Source organism: Pacificimonas sp. ICDLI1SI03, assembly GCF_054740865.1.
In genome coordinates, this window is record NZ_JBSQAU010000001.1 from 335,320 (window position 1) to 355,547 (window position 20,228).

The following is a 20,228-nucleotide window of genomic DNA, read 5'->3' on the forward strand; positions in this document are numbered from 1 at the left end:
GCCGTTCCCACGCTTAGCCGGAGGCGATTTAGGGGTGGCGGGCGCATTATTGCGACCGCCACCCCTAGGCGACGAGCCGCCTTTTCGAGGCTTCAAGAAGCTCCGGAATCTTGTCAGCCCCGACGGGCCTGCCAAAGTAGAATCCCTGACCCAGCGGGCATTTTTCCTCGATGAGCATGTGTGCCTGCTGTTTGTTTTCGATGCCTTCGGCCACGACGTCGATCTTCAGGCTGCTTGCCAGGTCGACTACGGCAGACACAATGGCCCGCACCTCCCTGTCGCTGGTCATCTTCTGGACGAAGGACCGATCGATCTTGACGACGTCAACCGGATAGTCCCGCAAATGGGTGAGCGAGGAGTGGCCGGTGCCGAAATCGTCCAGCGCAATTTTCACTCCTGCTTCATTGAGAAGCCTGAGCGCACCGGCCACGTAATCCGCGCCCTGCTGCAGAAATACATGTTCGGTTATTTCTACCTCGACCATGGCTGGTGGAATCGAACATTCCTGCAGCCTGCCTAACAGGCGTTTTGCAAAGTCATCGCGCAGGAATTCGGCCGGTGCGGCATTGATCGCCACGAAGCCGACATCCAGTCCGCGATCAAGCCAGCCACGCAGGTCGCCAAAAACCTTCCGCTGCATGAGGTCACCAATCTTCGTGGCGAGCTCGTAATCCTTGAACGCCTCGGAAACCGTGTCGGGAAACTGAAGGCCGCGAACGGCATGACGCCATCGCAGCAGCGCTTCCAACCCTGTGATCCGTCCGGTCTCCAATTCGACCTTCTGTTGGTAATGAGGTTCGACCGACGTTTCTGAAAGCGCCACTCGCGCCATCCTCAGTTGCGAGGCCACGAGCTGCGCGTGTTCCCGCATGTGGCTATGGAACATCTGCGTGCCGCCGCGGCCACTGTCCTTCAGGGCGTAGAGGGCAATATCCGCATTTTTCAACAGCTCGTGCGCGTTGTCAGCGTCGACTGGAAACACGGCGCCGCCAATGCTCGCCCCGGCCCTTAGATACCGGCTTTCAAAACGAACCGGTTGCTGCACGCGGCTCACCAGCTCTGCGCCGACGCGCAATGGATCCAGGTCTCCCTGGGGAGCTTCCAGGATGACGGCAAACTCGTCGCCGCCAAGCCTCGCCACGAAATCGTCAGGGCTGAGGGCTTCCCGGAGGCGCCGGGCGAAGACAGTCAACAGGTGGTCGCCCGCCGCATGGCCCAGCGTGTCGTTGACATGTTTGAAATGGTCAAGATCCAGCAGAAGCAGGGCCATCTCTCCCCCCGACTGCATCGTGCGTATCGCTGCCGCCTGCAGATGAGCCTCGAACGCCCGGCGGTTTGGCAGGTTCGTCAGGCTATCATGCTCGCTGGTCCATTTTAGCTGCTGTGCTGTCTGCCGTTGTACCGTGATGTCGCGGGCAATGGACAGAAGACGTCTGACCTTGCCTGCCTCGTTCTTGATCGGTGTGATGACGACGTCCAGCCATTTCGGATTGCCGGTGACGGTGGGGCAAAACCCGGTAAAGCGGGCGGGTCGGTCGGAAAGGGCATCCTCGATGGCCTGCTGTACGAGGCCGCGACCCTCCGGCGGCCAGAAGGAGTCCCACTTCTGTTCCAACACTGATTCCATGGAGGCGAGGTCCATGGCGCGCATGCCGGGTTCATTTATGAACTCAATCGTGCCGTCCGGGAGAAGAATCTGAATGCAGTCTGCGCTCGCCTCGAGCACGCTTTGCTGCAGCGTCCGGCTTTCATATAAGGCATTTTGAGCGCAAACCCGGTCGTGGATGTCCGTGCAGGTGCCGTACCATCGAACGCTTTTTCCGTTCGCGTCCTTTTGTTGCCAGGCGCGCCCGAGGACCCAGCGATACTCCCCACTATGGTGCCGCAGACGGTATTCTATATCATATGGTTCGCCTGTGCGCAGAGAGCGCCGCCACACCTCCCACGCGCGTTCCCGATCCTCGGGGTGGAACATGTCATTCCACCCCGCGCCATCGGTTGCACCTACCGGCATGCCGGTGAATTCATACCATAGGCCGCTATAATAGTCGTGATAGCCGTCCGCGCCGGTAGACCACACCATTTGTGGAATATGATCCAGCGTATTTCTCAGTTGAGATTCGCGCTCTCTTAGTGCCTCTTCTGCCTGTTTGCGGCCATCGATATTACGGAAGAAGATTGTGATTCCGTCGTCTATTGGGGCTGCGTGAACGTCGTACCAATGATCGAGGCCGGGCAGGAATGCCTCGATCTGCCGAGGCTTACGTTCGCTCATCACCTCCCGATATGCGTCCCAGAAGGGAGTTTTTTCCAACTGCGGGAACGCATCCAATATGTGGCGTCCCACCAGATCTTCTGTTGAAGACAGTTCGTCCTGAGCTCTTTTGTTCAGATAGATCAGCTGCCAGTCAGAATTCAGGACGAAAACACAATCAGTCGTACTTTCAAGAACCTGCGCTAACCGGGCAGCGTAACCTAGGGCCTCCGACTGAGCTGCAGCACTCCTCTGCCGAAGCTTTTGTTCCTCGGTGACATCCGCAATCATGCCCTCTAGATAAAGAGCTTCGCCATTCGCGCCGAAGACGGCCTGACCCTGCTCCCGTACCCAGCGTAATTCCCCGCTTTGATGACGCAGCCTATAGGTGACTGAGAAAGGCCACTTGTTCGCGACGGCGCTCGCTACCTGCGCTTCTACACCCGCCACGTCGTCGGGGTGCATGAGACGTTCCCAGCCGAGCGTTTTTATCGTCTCCAGGTCGAAACCTGTGAGTGCCTTCCCTCCTTCGCTGACGAAAGTCATTCGCCAGGGCGACGAGACCTCGCAACGATAGAAGGTGCCGGCGAGAATATCGAGTAACGACCAAAATTCTCGGCGACTTTCCATGAGTGCTGCCGCGTCGTCATCCGTCTGGCGCTCTTCGTTTATCAGGCGGTATTGGCGCGCGGAGACTTTCTCCGAATGATAATCATCCCGCTGTTCGGCGGCAGCGTGAGCTGAGGTCTCATCGTGCATTCTGCGTCTCCCCGAGATGCAGCTGTTACCTGCTTCGACGTAAAAATCCCGTATATCTTTACCTGCGGCCAATGCCGGCTTTGGAATTAGTCCGTACGCACGCGTTGGCTGACACATTTGATCAAGCGGATAAGATCCTAGCCGCTATGCTGCGAAAGACGCTATGAAATATTGATAGCGGACCCCAACTGACAATACCCAATCGGGATCAGGAAAGACTGCGTCTATCGGCCGCGCCGCAACATGATGCGGGAGAAGGCGGCGGCAATCAGGCTCTCATTGGCCGCGAATACTGCTGATTCTTTCTCGCGTACCATCCGCAATGGCTTGAAATCCCATCAGATAAGCATCGAATTCTGCATCACTTACGCTTTTGCCGTCCAGGAATCTCTTCAAAGCCAGGGGCGGCGTGTTCCGGAAATTCAAGCCCGCCACACATGTGGTCGCGGACCGAACACCCCGCTGCTGCAGGACGTTGAAATGTTCAGTTCGGTAATTTCCGCTGGGATAGCAGAAATGCTCCAGCCGGTTATTCTCAAAACCCAAGCGGGCGAGAGCGTCTGCATTATCCTCAAGCTCGCTGGCCAGATTGTTCATATTATGCCGATGTGTGTGCAACTGGATGTCCATGCCCAGCGCCGAGACCCTTGCGAGTTCGTCCGGCGTCATCAGGTGAAATTGTCTTATTCCGTGCCAGTCGCCTGGCACGGCCGCGTCCTTCCCGAAGCGCAAAAGAGCCGCTTCACGCTGATTCCGGGGCAGGAACATCAGATCGTCGGGAACTGGTTGGCCCGATATCGACGAGATGTAATCCGCGGCTACCTGGATGATCGGCGCGGGGTTATCGATGTACCAGGTGGTGACGTAAACTGTGGAGGGCAGCCGATATCGCGCCAGTATCTCCGCCATGCGCACGGTTGATGCCCATCCGTCGTCGATGGTGATGACGGTTGCCCCTCTCGGCAGAGTGCCGGCGCCGAGGCGGCGCACCGCATCATCCAGTGAAAGAACCGGTCGACCAGAGCGCGCCAGATACTGCATTCGCGCCTCGAACTGCGCGACAGGCATGAACAGCCTGTCCCCATAACCCAGGCCGGGCGTTTCCCACAGGCCGTGGTAACACAGGATGCGAAGGCCATTTCGTGTCAGGTGATTGGATAGCTTGAAGAGGCCGCTTGCACGCAGCGCGCTGTAAATTGCGTCTTTAGCCATTTAGCGCACCGCAACACGGGTCTGCATGTGCGCGTTTCCCAGAGGGAAAGTAGATTAAAGTTGTGCCCTTATCGGCCGCGCGTCGAACGCGTCGAGCAATCAAGAACTTGTGATTTATATCCGATAAGTACTCGGCATAAAAGAAACTTAGAAAGTACAGAATAGGAATTCCATGTATTTGCTAAGTGAGCAAATATTATATCAAGAAAATATCTGTCTTTCTGTCGTAACCATGTCCAATTTGGATATATATTGAATGATCTGTCGAGGGGTCTGCCGCTTGCGCCCACGATGGGGGGAGCCATCTACATCCGTTACGGGGGCCTGGCTGCGTTCCCGCAGGCCAATTGGGGAACCAACGACATCGCCAGCAGTAGGGTGAATGCGACCCTTGCACAGACCAGACGGGCGATCCGCGTATGCCGAAGCCGATAGTTCTGATCACTGGCGCCGCCGGCAATATCGGACGCACGCTGGCCGCTGCATTCAAGGACGATTATCGCGTCGTCGGGCTGGATATGCAGGCCGGGGACACTGACTATCCAATTCTGGAAGTGGACCTGACCAGCCAGACCAGCGTCGAAGAGGCAGTCCGGCGCGTGAGAGAAGAGCATGGCGCCCGCATAGCGAGCGTCATTCATCTGGCGGCGTTTTTTGATTTCAGCGGAGAGGACAAGCCGCAATATCGTTCCGTCAACGTTGAGGGCAGCCGCAATCTGGTGCGGGCGCTTCAGGCGCTAGAGGTGGAGCAGTTCGTCTATTCCGGCACGATGTTGGTCCATGCTGCTACTCGGCCGGGGGAGCGCATCAGTGAGGATACTCCAATCGAGCCAGGTTGGGCCTATCCCAAGTCGAAGGCGGAGACAGAGGCGGCGATCCGCGCAGAGCGCGGCGACATACCCGTCGTCTTTCTGCACCTGGCCGGCATTTACGATGCGCAGACGTCAGTACCCACTTTCGCAAACCAGGTCGCGAGGATCTATGAGCGCGACCTACAGGGTCATTTCTATTCCGGAGATACCGACGCCGGGCAGTCAATGGTGCACCGCGACGACATGGTCGATGCATTTGTCCGCACTGTCGACCGGCGCGAGTTCTTCTCTGGAGAAACCGTTATCCTTGTCGGCGAGGAAAACGCGCTGGGCTATGCAGATCTTCAGGACAGACTTGGCCGTCTGATCCACGGAGAAGATGAATGGAAAACCCTTCGGCTGCCGGCGCCCCTCGCCGAGGCTGGAGCCTGGGCGCAGAACAAGGCCGAACCCGTCATTCCCGACGCCATCGACCATGGCGAAAAGCCATTCATCCAGCCTTTCATGACGCGCATGGCCAGCGATCATTACGCGCTGGACATTACTCGCGCTCGTGAATTGCTCGGTTGGGAACCGAAGCACCGGTTGGCAGAAGAACTCCCCGCCATCGTCGAGACGCTAAAAGCGGATCCCGCAGCCTGGTACGAGGCGAACAAGATTCCCGCCCCCGCCTTTGTCGAGGAGACGGAGGCCGCCGGGCCGGACCCGGAGGCGCTGCGAAACCGTTACGAAGAATGGCGTCAGGCCGAACATGCCGGTTCACGGTGGGCGCATTTCGTCAACATTGCCCTAGGCTGCTGGATATTGGCGCAGCCGGTCATGATTGAAGTGAACGACCCTTGGCTATTCTGGTCCGAGGTTCTGCTGGGGGCGGCGCTGATCCTTTTTGCCAGCCTGTCTCTTTCGTGGCGCTTTACCTGGGCACGCTGGGCGTCGGCGGGGGTCGGCGCCGCAATCATGGCTGTGCCATTCCTGTTCTGGACGGAGAATCCGGCGTCCTACCTTTCCGACACGCTGGTCGGCGCCCTGGCATTTGGCCTGGCGGTTGGCACCCGGCCCGAACCTGGACCGTCAATGGTCGCGAGCATGACGGGGCCAGAGGTGCCGCCCAATTGGTCGTTTAACCCGTCCGCCTGGACGCAGCGCATCCCGATCATCTTCCTGGCCCTGATAGGGCTCCTCGTGTCGCGCTACCTTACAGGATATCAGCTCGACCATGTGAGTGGCGTTTGGGATCCGTTTTTTTCCGGTTTGCCGGGGGAGCCGGCGAAGAACGGCACCGAAGCGGTCGTCACCTCCTCCGTGTCCGAAGCCTTTCCCGTTCCAGATGCTGCGCTGGGAGGGTATACCTACGCGCTTGAAATCGTAACCGGCCTCGTCGGTTCGCGCGCACGCTGGCGAACCATGCCCTGGCTGGTGTTTCTCTTTGGGCTGATGATCGCTCCGCTCGGTATCGTATCAATCGCTTTTGTGATCATCCAGCCGATTGTGATCGGCACCTGGGCGACCCTGACTCTAGTGGGGGCGGCAGCGATGCTGATCCAGATTCCCTATTCGCTCGACGAATTGCTGGCGACGATCCAGTTCATTCGCCGACGCGCGAAGGCCGGTCGCCCGTGGCTGCGCGTGTTTCTCTTTGGCGATACTGATGAAGGGGCTCGTACTTCACCAGAAGATGAATTCGCCCAAGGTCCGCGCGCCGTTCTAGCGGATATGTGGGCGGGCGGCGTCAGTGTGCCGTGGAACCTGGGACTGGCCGGCATGGTGGCCCTGTCGCTGTTGTTCACGCGTCTGACCTTCGGTGCTGAAGGCGGAATGGCGGATGCGGATCATGTGATCGGTTTCCTTGCCCTTACCGTTATTTCGATTGCTGCAGCAGAGGTGGCGCGGGCGCTACGTTATCTGCTTGTGCCCCTGGGTGCCGCCCTGTTTGTCACACCCTTCGCCTACGAAGCGTCGGCCCCCCATATGATTGGCAGCATCGTTGCGGGCGTCGCCCTTATCGCACTCAGCTTCCGGCGCGGAGCGGTGCGTCAATCCTATGGGCAATGGGACAGTCGCATCGTCTAAGATAGTGCAGAGCCTGGCTTTCGGACTGTTGTCAGAGGATGGGCGGGAGTAGCGATTGTCCGTGGTCCAGCTAGCCAAGAGCCGGGCCCGGGGATACTAGACCGTCATGAAAATCGAGCAGGCCAGCAAGGTGATGGATCAAACCATGCCGAATGCCTTGGGGGCGTTGGTTCGCAGGCTTCGGAAGCGTCAGAAGATGACGTTGGGACGGCTCTCGGAACTGACGGGCATTTCGGTCTCTTCGCTATCTCGCATCGAAAACACGCAGCTTCGCTTGACGGTCGACAGGATCGAGGTGCTGGCATCCGCCTTAGGCGTCCTTCCGGAAGACCTGGTTTCCGGCAACATGCTGAGGATCCGTGAACGGATGCGGCCTGAGAAGCCTGTTTCCGGGTCGGGGCCGCGTATGGTGGTCGACCGGGCCAATAAGCGAAAACCCGTCATCGATCGGGAGTTGAGCTTCAATTATCTGTTCGGAAAGGACAGCGACCGCTCGTTCGAGTGCATGCATCTGGTGGTTCAGGCGGTCAGTATCTGGGATACCGATTTCGTACGGCATCCATGCGAGAAGATGATTTACGTGATTCGGGGCGATGTGGTGCTTTACTGTCAGGACAGGGAACCTGTCATCTTGCAGCCTGGCGATGCGCTTTTCATGGACGGCGCCGTTTGGCACAGCGTCGTTGCAGGGAATAATCAGGAGGCGGAATTGCTCTCCGTCTATTTTCACGGCGTGGAGGCCCAGGAAGGGCTGCTGGAATCGCGACCTTTTACTCCTGAAAGCTGGAAAGCTGTTCAACGCAACTGAGCCGGGCGGAGTGCTATCTTTATCATCGCAAATCCACCGGATCGTTGAGCGCTGCTCGCGCAATTTTTTTGCTTGATCTGCAAACTTTGTTCTTTATTGCTTGATGTGCAAATATGGCTGTGGGGGCGGCCTCTGGGGGAATGCCGGACCGGATATCGGTTTGAAAGCACCCGAATACATTCGCGATGTCGCTCCTCGACCAAGGCTGCAAAGCTCATCCAAGGGAGACTTACGTCATGTTTTCGAGGCATCTGGTGGCACGCGCGTCCTTGTCGGCTTCTGCTGCAGGCATTGCTATAATTGCCGGCACGGCAGCTATTGCTCAATCGACCGCCATCATCGCACAGCCTGATGACACGCCCGCCGAAGAAGCCGGCGTGGTCGACCAGGAAACGATTGTCGTGACTGGGTCGCGAATCAATCGCGCCGGCTTTGACCAGCCGACGCCTACGACCGTTATTGGCGATGCCGAGATCCGCCAGGCGGCACGGCAGAACCTGCAGCAGGTGCTCAACGACCAGCCACAGTTTCGCAACACCATATCACCCAGCGGAACGATCGCTGATTTGAGGAGCGGAACGGCCCCGGCCGATCTGCGGGGTCTGGGCGCGGATCGGACGCTTACGCTTCTCAATGGCCGGCGCTTCGTCGGTGATAATAATCTCAACTATGTCCCAACCAATCTGGTCGAACGTCTCGAGGTGGTCACCGGGGGTGCGTCGGCTGCCTGGGGCTCTGACGCGGTAGCAGGCGTCGTCAACATCATCCTGAACGAGGATCTGGACGGATTTTCGGTCGGCGGCCAAACGGGAATCTCGTCCCGCGGGGACGGTATGCGCTATGGCGTCGACGCGTCGTTCGGCACCGATTTCGCCGATGGCAGAGGCCACTTCATGATCGGCGCCGAATATCTGGACGATAAGGGGATCGGCATTACCGGGCGGGGAGACCGTCCGTGGCTGGGCGCCAATCTTGTTCCGATTGAGGGTGGTCAGGTAGAGCTGCAACCCGACGTAAATGGCCTCGGCCTTACCTTTCCGGGCAATATTCTCAGCGGCTCGCTGGCCGGGCAGGTCTTCAATCCTGACGGCAGTCTGCGGCCCTTCCAGGCGTCGGACGATTTTGGATTTTACGATACTCTGATCGTAGGCAGTCCGCTGAAGCGCCTCGCGAGCTATGCACGGCTCAGCTACGATGTCGGCGGCGCCACGATCTGGCTCGATGGGACCTATGGCCGCGCAGATGTGAATCAGCCGTTCCTGCCCGATACGGCACAGAGCATTCTGGTGTCGCCCATCAGCGCGACGAACCCTTTCCTGTCGGCCAATATTCGGCAGCAACTGGCCGCTGCGGGAGAGCCGTCGTTCCTTCTCGGTCGCGTATCTCGCGATGCGTTTCTGCTGCAATATGACCATCTTCGCGAAAACAAGGAGGTCGCTGTCGGCGTGAATGGAGAGTTCGGCGCCGGCTGGCAGTACGATGCCCATTTCAGCCATGGCGAAGTCGACAGCGACGCGAAATTCTACAATTCATCGATTCCCGCCAACTTTTCACGCGCCCTGGACGCGGTGCGGTCAGGCGGTGAGATCGTCTGCGCAGTCAATGCCGATGCCGATCCCACGAATGACGATCCGGCATGCGTGCCCTTCAACCCCTTCGGTGAAAATGCAGCCTCTGCCGCAGCCGTGGATTACGTCAGCGGCACGCAGATGCAGCACACGGTTAACAAGCTCGACTCGGCTGCAGTACGGCTTCAGGGCGAGCCGTTCTCGCTTTGGGCAGGGCCGGTAAGTATCGCGGTGGGCGCAGAATCCCGTTGGGAGGAACAGCAACAGGACGTCGGCGAACTGGATGCAGCCGGTGTCTTTGGAACGGCAATTTACGCGAACCCGGTCGAGGGCAATATCGATGTGCAGGAAGGCTTTGGCGAACTGCTGCTGCCGCTGCTTGATGTGGAACAGATGAATGTCGAGTTCAACGGCGCTGCCCGCTATTCCGACTACAGCCAGTCCGGCGGGATCTGGTCGTGGAAACTGGGCGGAACCGCGCGCCTGTTCAACGATATTTTGCTGCGAGTTACCCGCTCCCGCGATATACGGGCGCCTGGCCTCAGCGAACTGTTTTCAAGCTCCCAGATCGGCATCATTACGGTTAACGACAGCGATAGCGCAGGTCGCAACGACCCTGATTACAATCCAAATCCCCGCATCACGAGGTTAAGCAGCGGTAATCCGAACCTTGTGCCAGAGGTCGGCAAGACGTGGACCGCCGGCATCACACTGTCTCCATCGTTTCTCTCAGGCTTCAACCTGTCAGTCGACTATTATGACATCAAGATCGGCAACGCCATCACAACGCCCGAAGCGACGGACGTCACTGCGGCTTGTGCAGCGGGCGACTCTGCGGCGTGTGACCTGATCGTTCGCGACGATACGGGAACGATCACGACCTTTTTTGCCCCGTCGCAGAATATTGCTCAATTTCAGACATCTGGCGTAGATGTTGAAGCATCTTACAATATGCCCCTGTCGCGCATTTCAAACCTACCGGGAACTCTGGGCGTCCGGGCACTTGCAACCTATGTGGACGAGCTGGCGTTCAATAATCGGGATGTCGCCGGGGACGTAGGCGACACGGTGCTGGACGGCGTACCGAAATGGCGTGGCAATCTGAGTTTGACATATCAGAGCGATACGATCGGCCTCGACGCGCGCATCCGCTATGTGGGCGGAGGCGATTTCGACAGCAGCCAGCCGATCGTCAACAACGATATAGACGCACGGACCTATGTGGATCTCGGCGCGCAGTTCAAGGTCGATGAAAGATTCACTGTTTTCGGTAACGTCAACAACCTCTTTGATGTTGATCCGCCGCTCGTCATCCAAACGACCAATACCCATTATAATGGTGTAGGTACCTACTACACGTTTGGCGCTCGTATCAGCCTCTGATCTGGTTGGGGCGCTGAACCGTGCTGCCGCGTTCCCGAAAATGGGGCCGGCAGTGCGGTCTCGCCTACGCTCTGCGGCTACGCTGGCAATGGCGTTCGCCCCAAAGGTATTTTAGACACGTCGCCGCCGCCGAGTACGTCGTCACCGCGCTGGCCGGGGGCAATGCCAAGAAAATCCAGCCAAGTCAGTGGCGGGCTTGCCCACCTTACTTTTCTCTGTGGCAGAGCGCCGCTATGGGTGTCGCCTCGATGTAAAGGGTGTCCCCATGAACCGTTCTGTCATTTCCCTGCTGGCTGCCTTGCTGAGCAGCAGCGCCAGCGCTCAGGCCCCCGCTCCCGAAGGCGAGCCCCGGCCGGTGGAGCAGAGCGAGGCACCCGAGGACCAAAACACGCGCGAGGTTCTGCCGCCAGATGCAGCGCCGCGCCCCGCGCCTGAGGATGACGCGACCGTAGCTGCCTCCGACAATGACGGGCAGGGCGCGCCCGATGCGGATGAGCAAGAACCGGAGTGGGACGTCAATAATCCTCCTGGCGCCACGATCAGGCAGGTGCCGATCCGCGTCGACGAAGGCACGTGGATGGACCTGGATGTCTCCCCCGATGGAGACATGATCGCGTTTGCTCTTCTCGGCGACATTTACACCATGCCCATTGCCGGCGGTACGCCGAAACGCATTGCTGAGGGCCTGGCGTGGGAGGTGCAGCCGCGGTTCTCCCCCGATGGCACGCGCATCGCCTTTACCTCCGATCGGGGCGGCGGCGACAATATCTGGCTGATGAATGCCGACGGGTCGGACAAGCGGCAGCTAACGAACGAGGAGTTTCGCCTGCTGAACCAGCCGACCTGGTCGCCCGATGGCCAATTCATCGCGGCCAAGAAGCATTTCACCACCGGCCGCTCGCTCGGAACGGGTGAGGTGTGGCTCTACCATGTATCCGGTGGCAGCGGCGTGGCACTGGTGGAGCGACCCGACGAGCAGCATCAGAAGGAACTGGGCGAACCGATCTACGCCCCCGATGGCAGCGCCATTTATTATACGCGCAACATCACGCCGGGGCCGATCTTTGAATATGCGCAGGATTCCAATCAGGACCTGTTCAACATCGAACGTTATGACCTGAATACGGACAAGGTCACCACGGCGATCAGCGGCTATGGCGGCGCGGTCCGCCCCACGCCTTCGCCAGATGGAACGAAGATCGCCTTCGTCCGGCGCGAGGCGACGCAGTCGCGCCTGTACGTCAAGGATCTGGCGACCGGGGAAGAGCGCAAGATCTATGATGACCTGGACAAGGATGTTCAGGAGACCTGGGCCGTTACAGGTGTCTATCCGAACATGGGCTGGACCCCGGACAGCCGATCAATCCTGTTCTGGGCGGGCGGCAAGATCAGACGGATCGATGCGGATGGATCGCGCGCGGGCGTAATCCCATTCGCTGTAAATGACACGCGCGGCATCGCCAACGCACCGCACCCGGTGATTCCAGTTGAGCAGGATCAGGTGCAGGCGACCATGCCGCGCTTCGCCGAAGTCTCGCCCGACGGCAGCACGATCGTGGTCGAGAGCCTGGGCAAGTTGTACACCATGCCAGCCGGCGGCGACACGATGCGGCGACTGACAAATGGTGAAGATGGCATGGAGCTGTTCCCCAGCTGGTCGCGCGACGGATCACGCATCGTCTATGTCAAATGGACCGATGCGGGCCTGGGCGAGGTGCGAACGATTGGGGCAAATGGGCGTGGTGCACAGTCCGTCACCAGCGTGCCAGGCCATTATGCGCGGCCGCACTTTTCTCCCGATGGCGAAATGATCGTTTTTGAAAAGGGCGAGGGCGGCTTTCTGACCGCGCCAGAATTCAGCGACAATCCCGGCGTCTATCGCATCGCCGCGTCCGGTGGCGATGCCGTGCTGATCAGCCGCGACATGGCCCGCCCGCACTTCGGTGCCGATAATGACCGCATTTTCATGACCGGTTCGCGGGAGGGAGCTCACATTCTCGTTTCCACCGACATGAACGGCAGTGACGAACGTGTGCATGCAAAGGGCGATCTCGTCACCGGCTATATGGTGTCGCCGACCGGGCGATATGTCGTCTTCACCGAAAATTACGACGCCTATGCCATGCCGCTGATGCCGGGCGGGCAGGCGATCACCATATCGGCAGAGGCAAAGAGCCTGCCGATGGTCGAAATCTCTGACTCCGGCGCAGAATATGTGCATTGGTCCTCTGACGGCGACCGGCTGCACTGGTCGCTTGGCCCGACGCTCTACACGGCGCCGCTGGCGGACCTGTTTGCTTCGGCCCCTCCTGCGCAGGGGGAAGAGCCGGCAGCGTATCAGCCGCCCCAGACCGGGGTGTCCATGCGGCGCAGCATGCCGGCGGGAAAAGCCGCGGGCACACTCGCCATTACCGGGGCGCGGATCATTACCATGGCCGGGAGTGATGGGGCCGTTGCGGACGGAGGTATCATCGAAAATGGCACGATCCTAATCGAAGGCAACAAGATCGCCGCTATCGGACCGACCGCTGCGATGACCTATCCCGCCGGAACGCCTACCATCGATGCAGCGGGCAAAACGATCATCCCCGGCCTGATCGATGCACACGCTCATGGTAGCTATGATGAGGACGAGCTGGTTCCGCAGCAGAATTGGAATCTGGTTCAGAATCTGGCGCTTGGCACGACCACGCTTCACGATCCGTCGAGCGACACCGCCTTTTTCGTGGGCGCGGCGATGCAAAAGGCCGGGATGATGCTGGCCCCGCGCATGTTCTCCACGGGGCGGATCATCTATGGCGCACGCAATCCCTACGCCTATGCGCAGATCGATACGCTGGAAGATGCGCTGGACCATGTCCGCCGGCTGAAGGCGCAGGGCGCCCCCAGCGTTAAGAATTACAACCAGCCGCGCCGCGACCAGCGGCAAATGGTCGTGGAGGCGTCACGGCAGGAAAATATGCTGGTGGTCGCCGAGGGCGGGTCCCTGTTCGGGATGGACATGAACCTGATCGCCGACGGTAATTCTACGCTGGAGCACAATGTGCCGGTGATGGTCATGTACGAGGATGTTTTGCAGTTCTTCGAACAATCGGACAGCAATTACACACCTACGCTGGTGGTGGGCTATGGCGGGCTGGCCGGTGATCCCTATTGGCGGCAGGCGACGAATGTGTGGGAACAGCCGCTGCTGGCGGCGCACACGCCGCCGGCCATCTTGCGCGCTCAGACGGCTCGCCGCGTGACAGCGCCCGAAGATGATTTTGTCGATGACGAGGTCGCTCGCGAGGCGGCGAAGCTCGCACGGCGCGGGGTAGAGGTGTCGATCGGCGCGCATGGGCAGCAGGCCGGGATCGGCGCACATTGGGAGATCTGGTCATTCGTGCGCGGCGGCATGACCCCGCTGGAGGCGCTGCAGGCCGCGACGATCGTCCCCGCGCGGTCTCTTGGCATGGACCGGGAAATCGGCTCGCTGGAACCCGGCAAGCTGGCCGATCTGGTAATCCTCGACGGCAATCCTCTCGATAACATCCGTAATACGGAACGGGTCGAGACGGTAGTCCTGGGCGGCCGCGCCTATGACGCTCCGACAATGAATGAGATCGTCACCGGCGATGCCCGGCGCGCCGCTTATTGGTGGGAATAGCAAGAACCGCCCTGCCTACGATATTAGCATTGGCAGGCATCGACGCCGGTCTGCTTTCATCGGCGCTGCAAGAAAGCCATGCAGCGCCGTATGAAGGTTCACTCAGCCGGCGCTCACATCGGCGGTAAACATGTATCCAACCCCGCGCACCGTCCGAATGATCTCTCCCCCCTCAGCCGCACCCTCCAACTTCCGTCGCAGTCGGCTGATCAGAACGTCGATACTGCGATCAGTGGTATTGCCGATCCGCTGGCGCGACAATTCCAGCAGACGCTCACGCCCCAATGTACACTGGGGGTTGCGCAACAGTACCAGAAGCAAATCGTTCTCTGCCGCCGTCAAGACCACCCGGACGTCGCCGGGCGCGTAGAGCTGCTGACGCCCGACGTGGTATCTCCAGCCTGCAAAGCACAGCCATTTGCAACCCGGCCCCTGCTGCGGCGTGGCCATGGCTGCGCGGCGCAGTACGGCGCGCACGCGTGCGAGGAGTTCGGAGCGGCTGAAAGGTTTTGCTAGATAATCGTCCGCTCCCGCGTCCAGGCCGGCGACCCGGTCTGCCTCTTTCCCACGCGCACTGATCATGATGATGGGCATAGGACTGGTGGCGCGAATACGCTGGCACAAGGTCAGTCCGTCCTCACCTGGCAGCATGATATCCAGCAGCAACAGATCAATCTGATGGTCGGCGGCACGGTTCATCAGCCTGCTTAATTGGCGACCGTCCGCCACACCTGTGACGCGATGGCCGCCCTCTCTCAACAGACGCGCGATTAAGGCCCTTAGGGGCGCATCGTCTTCAACAACTACAATGTGGGCAGGGGTCGAGAGATCGGCGGCAAGCGCATTACCAGCCGCCTGAAGCAGCGCGGACGCCGGGCTTTGTAACGAAGTGTTGCGCCCGCCTTTCTCCGATTGACCGTAGCAAATCATTCCGCTCATTGCGCCCCAAATTTAAATGCGAACCATTAGCAATACAGGGGGCTTCATGATCTATTCCTTTACGCGGCGCAACATGCGTCTGGCCGGGGGTGCTGCGCTCAGCACATTGGCACTTTGCCTCGGCGCACCTGCCATTGCGCAGGATCCGTCCTTGGATGAGGAGATCGTCGTCACCGCTTCTGGGTTTGAACAGAAGATTACCGATGCTCCGGCTAGCATCAGCGTCGTCACGCAGGAGGAGCTGAAGCAGCGCCCCTATATCACCTTGATTGACGCCGTGCGGGATCTGGAGGGCGTCGATGTGGGCGAAACATCCGACAAGACCGGACAGCGCACAATCAGCATTCGTGGCATGGGGTCCGACTACACGCTGATTCTGATCGACGGGAAACGTCAGAACAATCACGGCGACATCTATCCGAATAATTTCGGGGGCAACCAGTTCAACCATATCCCGCCGCTCGACACGATCGAGCGGATAGAGGTCATTCGCGGGCCTGCCTCCACGCTTTACGGTGCAGATGCGCTGGGCGGCGTCATCAACATCATTACCAAGAAAGTCGCGGACCGCTGGAGCGGATCCGCGACTTTCGGCCGTAACTTTCAAGAGGACGACAATTTCGGCGACGACACGACCATCGATGCCGGCATCAGTGGTCCGATCGTCCCCGGCTTGATCGGGATCAGCCTGCGCGGATCGATCTATGAAAGAAATGCATCTACACCTGATTTCGAACCTGCCGTCGACCCGGCCGGCGTGGTGCACGTGCGCGGACTTGGCTTTGGCGGCGGCGGCAAGACCACCGATAATACAAATAAGAGCGTGGGTTTCACGCTGGGCTTCACGCCCACCGACAATCAGAGCCTGAGCATTGATTTCGACATTTCGAAGCAAGAGTATGATAATACGCCCATTACCGACCCGGCCACCGGTACGACCAGCTTTCCGCTCGGCGCGGTCGACAGCATCGACACCATTTGGCAGGCGCGCGGAGGAATGGTCGCACCGCGGGTAGGCTACAGCGCGGATCAAACCTTCGAACGGATGAATTGGGCGTTGACGCATCAAGGCGACTGGGGCTTCGGCAACAGCTTCATCTCACTGGCCTATGTCGAAACCGACAATAATGGCCGCACCGTACCCTTTTCCGTCGCCGAGCGTGTGTTGTTGCAGGATATGTATGACGGCACGGGCGAGTATGCCGGCCTGCCCGAAGAGGAGCGCAGGGGAATTGCCGAGGAAACGTTCCTCCCGCGGCCGAAAAGGACGCTGCAGAGCAGTCAATATACGCTAGACGCCCGGCTGGACATTCCGCTTGAAGACTTGGCAGGGACGCATCGTTTCGTGGTCGGCGGGCAATATATCGACGGCGAACTGGAAGACAGCGTGTTCGGTCTGGAGGCGAGCGCCGAAGGGTTGAGTGCGGTTCAGCCGCAAAAGCAATGGTCGGTATTCGCAGAGGATAATTGGTCGCCGATCACGCCGCTGACCATCACCGGCGGTGTCCGTTATGACGAGCATGACGTGTTCGGCGGTCAGGTCAGCCCCCGCTTATATGCCGTGTTCAGCGTTACGCCGACGCTGACTGTCAAGGGCGGGGTGAGCACTGGCTACAAGACACCCAAAACCACCGATCTCTATGATGGAATTACCGGTTATGGCGGCCAGGGAACCAATCCATGGGCCGGCAATCCTGATCTGGAGCCCGAAACCAGCGTCAACAGCGAAGTCGCCGTCTATTGGAACCCGACGAGCGCAAGCGGTATCAACATCACGTTGTTTCAGAACGATTTCGAAGACAAGATCATGCGGCAGGCTGTCACTGGCACCTGTTCAGAAACCGGCGGTGTGCGTCCCTGCGCCAATTTGGGCGCGTATTGGGAAATTCTGGGCATTGGCGGACTGTCCCAGCCGGTCAATATCGACAAGGCCAAGATCAAGGGTGTCGAGGTTGCCGGGCGCTATCAGTTCCTGCGCGGCCTGTCGCTGCGAGCAAATTACACCCTGACCGACAGCGAGCAGAAAAGCGGTGCCGATCAGGGGCTGCCTCTGGCCAATACGGCGCGCCACATGGCCAATGCCACGTTGGACTGGAACGTAACCAGCCGCCTGAGTGTCCAATTGGTAGGCGAATTGCGCTCCCGCCGGTATCGGGGTGTCGATGCGATCACAGGCCGACAGCTATATTTCCGCGACTATGAGGTTTTGCATCTGGGCGCACAGTACCGCCTGAACGATTTCGTCACAGTAGGCGGACGGATAAACAATCTGCTCGACCAGGATTTCACCAGCTATTCCGTGGATTTCGCCGATAATGGCGATGGGACATGGACGCCCAGCTTCACCGATCACTACAACAACAAGGATAGAACGCGCAGCTATTGGGTGAATCTAACCGCGCGATTTTGAGAAAGGCCGTCTGGTTTACCCCGTAGAGGGCGATGGCCCTGCGAAAGGCGTGGGGGACGTTCGTATATGGCGAAGTCTCGGAGACGATGAGGACGAGATGAACACCGGAGCATGCTGTGCCGGATCTGGTCTTGCACTCTCGGTTCCAGCAATTAATGACACTCCTGCTAATGAAAATGCGAATGAGTCGCACAGAAGGGGGGTGGCATGAAATCCTTGTTGGTCGGGACGAGTACGATCGTTCTCAGCGTATGCGCGCAGGGTCTCTACGCGCAGGAGATGACGGCCTCTGATCTGCGCCGGGATGGAGGCGATACCCGCGAGGAAGAAGTCGCGGAAGACGAAACGATCGTCATATCCGGGAAATTTCAGAATTCGCTGATCAACCGGCTGCCGATTGAACCGGTCGAACTGCCATTCAGCCTGGAAACTATTGACGCCGATACGATCAGGGAGCGTGGGTTCATCAACCCGTTAGATTTCCTGGAAACTCTACCGAACGTGGTCCGTCGGCAGACGCAATTGCTGCCGGGCGGCGGCTCATATCTTATCCGCGGTTTGTACGGCACGGTTCTCACCGACAACCGGCCGGAAAATGACAGCCGCGGGGCTGGTCGCCGTGACATCTCGCAGATCGAGCGGATCGAGGTCATCAAGGGGCCAAGTTCCATCTTGTTAGGGCCGGTCATCCCCGGCGGCGTCATAAACCAGGTTACAAAGGCGCCAAGGCCGGGCAATTTCGTGAATCTCGTCGCCCGGGGCGGCAGCTTTGGAACCTATCGCTTGGAGGGCGATGCCAATACGGGGGCGCTGCTGGGTTCGGACGTCTTCAGCGGCCGGGTCACGCTGGCCTATGAAGACCAGCAAAGTCCGCAGGATCCTGAGCATACCGAGACGATTGCGGTACGACCCGTGCTGGAAGCCAGTTTTACCGACAGAACGCGTGTGCACGCGTCTGCTTCCTATACAAAGAGGGACAGTGTCCCGGGCTCCGTATTCCCGGTCTTTACCGACGGCACGGTGCCCGATGAAATTACCGCCGAGACCTATATTGGCATACCGGGCAATCAGAGCGGCGAAGACACCTATCTGGAAGCCGAGTTCCAGCATGAGTTTCTGGACAATCTGAAACTTGTCATGCGGGGAAGCTATCAGGATACCAACTTCGATTATCAGACCAGCCAGGGCGCATATAATTATAGCGGCGGAAGGGGCTTCGATCCTGGTGAAACCAGCGCCTATGTCTATTTCTCGGAAGGCTATCGCGACACCAACGTCACCTATGGCGACGCCCAGTTGGTGGGGGATTTCCAATTATTCGGTCAGCGGCAGGATTGGGTAATTGGAGCGACGGCACAGAAAACGAAATTCGCCAGCTTTTTTGCATTTGGCGGGGTGCTCGGCATCGTCGACATCACCGATCTGGAGGCAGCAAACTACGCCGTTCCCGATTTCAGCACGCCGCTGGCGCCCTTTTCCGACACGGAGGACGAGCTTCTTTCGACTTATGCCGAGGCAAGCCTGCGTCCCACAGATCGTCTGACGATCGTCGCGGGCCTTCGTTATGACGATTATAAGCGCCGCAATCTCACAACAGGGGAATCGGCACCGGACGACCATGTTTCGCTGCGTGTCGGTGGAAGCTACCAATTGGTCGATGGTCTGAACGGCTATGCCAGCTATGCAGAAAGCTTCATTCCGCAAACGGGCGTGCAAAGCAGCGGCGATCTGATCGATCCTGAAACCGCAGTAAATTACGAGATCGGCATAAAGGGCAGTCTGCTTGACGGCCGCGTCAACCTGACCGCCGCGGCATTTTCCCTTACGCGTCAGAACGTGTCCACTCCGGATCCGAACAACGTGCCTGGCGGACCGTTCTTCGTAGTCGCCACCGGCGAGCAGAAGCACGAAGGCTTCGAAATCAACGCGGGCCTCGAACTGACACGTGCCTTGTCGCTGGATCTGTCCTACGGATATGTCGACGCAAGTATCACGGAAGTGATCAATAGCAGCAGCGGAGAAGATGTCGGCGATCCGGTGGCGCTCGTTCCCAGCCAGACGTTCAGTGTCTATGGGTCCTACACGGTCCAAGAGGGCGCGCTTTCCGGCTTCAGGACCGGTCTCGGCGTGAGAGGTATCAGCGAGCGACCGGCACCCCGCTTCGGAATCGATTATGAAGGATACACGCTGGTGGACGCGTCGATCGCCTATCCCGTGTCGGAATCGTTCGAGGTGCAGCTGAACGTCCTGAACCTGTTGGACGAGGAATATCGCGATAGCATTGGATTTAACTCCGGCACGCCGGCGGGTGGGCACCGCTTTGGCAATCCGCGCGCTGCCTACGTTACCTTGCGCGCGAGTTTATAG

General features: G+C 59.1%; 9 protein-coding genes. 6 read left to right on the forward strand and 3 right to left on the reverse strand.

Annotation, left to right across the window (positions count from 1 at the left end):
- Positions 1-64: 64 nt before the first annotated feature.
- On the reverse strand, positions 65-3,013 hold the full coding sequence (locus ACSMXM_RS01615; RefSeq protein WP_460313380.1) for an EAL domain-containing protein: 2,949 nt from the start codon (positions 3,011-3,013) through the stop codon (positions 65-67).
- 276 nt (positions 3,014-3,289) lie between these two features.
- Entirely contained in the window at positions 3,290-4,054 is a 765-nt protein-coding gene (locus ACSMXM_RS01620) for a polysaccharide deacetylase family protein (protein ID WP_460313382.1), read from the reverse strand.
- A 590-nt stretch (positions 4,055-4,644) separates the two neighbouring features.
- Here ACSMXM_RS01620 and ACSMXM_RS01625 point away from each other — a divergent pair.
- The 4 genes from ACSMXM_RS01625 (at position 4,645) to ACSMXM_RS01640 (ending at position 14,512) form a co-directional block, all read left to right on the forward strand.
- Positions 4,645-7,107, forward strand: coding sequence for an NAD-dependent epimerase/dehydratase family protein (locus tag ACSMXM_RS01625; RefSeq protein ID WP_460313383.1), 2,463 nt, complete (start codon positions 4,645-4,647; stop codon positions 7,105-7,107).
- A 106-nt stretch (positions 7,108-7,213) separates the two neighbouring features.
- Positions 7,214-7,915: a helix-turn-helix domain-containing protein gene (locus ACSMXM_RS01630; protein WP_460313385.1), complete on the forward strand. Its 702-nt coding sequence runs from the start codon at positions 7,214-7,216 to the stop codon at positions 7,913-7,915.
- 236 nt (positions 7,916-8,151) lie between these two features.
- Positions 8,152-10,866: a TonB-dependent receptor domain-containing protein gene (locus ACSMXM_RS01635; RefSeq protein ID WP_460313387.1), complete on the forward strand. Its 2,715-nt coding sequence runs from the start codon at positions 8,152-8,154 to the stop codon at positions 10,864-10,866.
- 265 nt (positions 10,867-11,131) lie between these two features.
- Positions 11,132-14,512, forward strand: a complete 3,381-nt coding sequence (locus ACSMXM_RS01640; RefSeq protein ID WP_460313389.1) for an amidohydrolase family protein — start codon at positions 11,132-11,134, stop codon at positions 14,510-14,512.
- 102 nt (positions 14,513-14,614) lie between these two features.
- Here the strand turns inward: ACSMXM_RS01640 and ACSMXM_RS01645 are convergent, their stop codons facing one another.
- On the reverse strand, positions 14,615-15,451 hold the full coding sequence (locus ACSMXM_RS01645; RefSeq protein WP_460313390.1) for a response regulator: 837 nt from the start codon (positions 15,449-15,451) through the stop codon (positions 14,615-14,617).
- A gap of 46 nt (positions 15,452-15,497) precedes the next feature.
- Here ACSMXM_RS01645 and ACSMXM_RS01650 point away from each other — a divergent pair, with 46 nt between their 5' ends.
- Together ACSMXM_RS01650 and ACSMXM_RS01655 are read left to right on the forward strand one after the other, a co-directional pair.
- Positions 15,498-17,861, forward strand: coding sequence for a TonB-dependent receptor domain-containing protein (locus ACSMXM_RS01650; RefSeq protein WP_460313392.1), 2,364 nt, complete (start codon positions 15,498-15,500; stop codon positions 17,859-17,861).
- Positions 17,862-18,068: 207 nt separating this feature from the next.
- Positions 18,069-20,228 carry a TonB-dependent siderophore receptor gene (locus ACSMXM_RS01655; RefSeq protein ID WP_460313393.1) on the forward strand — a complete coding sequence of 720 codons (2,160 nt, stop codon included), beginning with the start codon at positions 18,069-18,071 and terminating at the stop codon, positions 20,226-20,228.

Excerpts from the sequence above, each read along its gene's own strand:
- ACSMXM_RS01615 (WP_460313380.1), bottom strand. The coding sequence starts at position 3,013 with ATGCACGATGAGACCTCAGCTCACGCTGCCGCCGAACAGCGGGATGAT.
- ACSMXM_RS01620 (WP_460313382.1), bottom strand. The coding sequence starts at position 4,054 with ATGCAGTATCTGGCGCGCTCTGGTCGACCGGTTCTTTCACTGGATGAT.
- ACSMXM_RS01625 (WP_460313383.1), top strand. The coding sequence starts at position 4,645 with ATGCCGAAGCCGATAGTTCTGATCACTGGCGCCGCCGGCAATATCGGA.
- ACSMXM_RS01630 (WP_460313385.1), top strand. The coding sequence starts at position 7,214 with ATGAAAATCGAGCAGGCCAGCAAGGTGATGGATCAAACCATGCCGAAT.
- ACSMXM_RS01635 (WP_460313387.1), top strand. The coding sequence starts at position 8,152 with ATGTTTTCGAGGCATCTGGTGGCACGCGCGTCCTTGTCGGCTTCTGCT.
- ACSMXM_RS01640 (WP_460313389.1), top strand. The coding sequence starts at position 11,132 with ATGAACCGTTCTGTCATTTCCCTGCTGGCTGCCTTGCTGAGCAGCAGC.
- ACSMXM_RS01645 (WP_460313390.1), bottom strand. The coding sequence starts at position 15,451 with ATGAGCGGAATGATTTGCTACGGTCAATCGGAGAAAGGCGGGCGCAAC.
- ACSMXM_RS01650 (WP_460313392.1), top strand. The coding sequence starts at position 15,498 with ATGATCTATTCCTTTACGCGGCGCAACATGCGTCTGGCCGGGGGTGCT.
- ACSMXM_RS01655 (WP_460313393.1), top strand. The coding sequence starts at position 18,069 with ATGAAATCCTTGTTGGTCGGGACGAGTACGATCGTTCTCAGCGTATGC.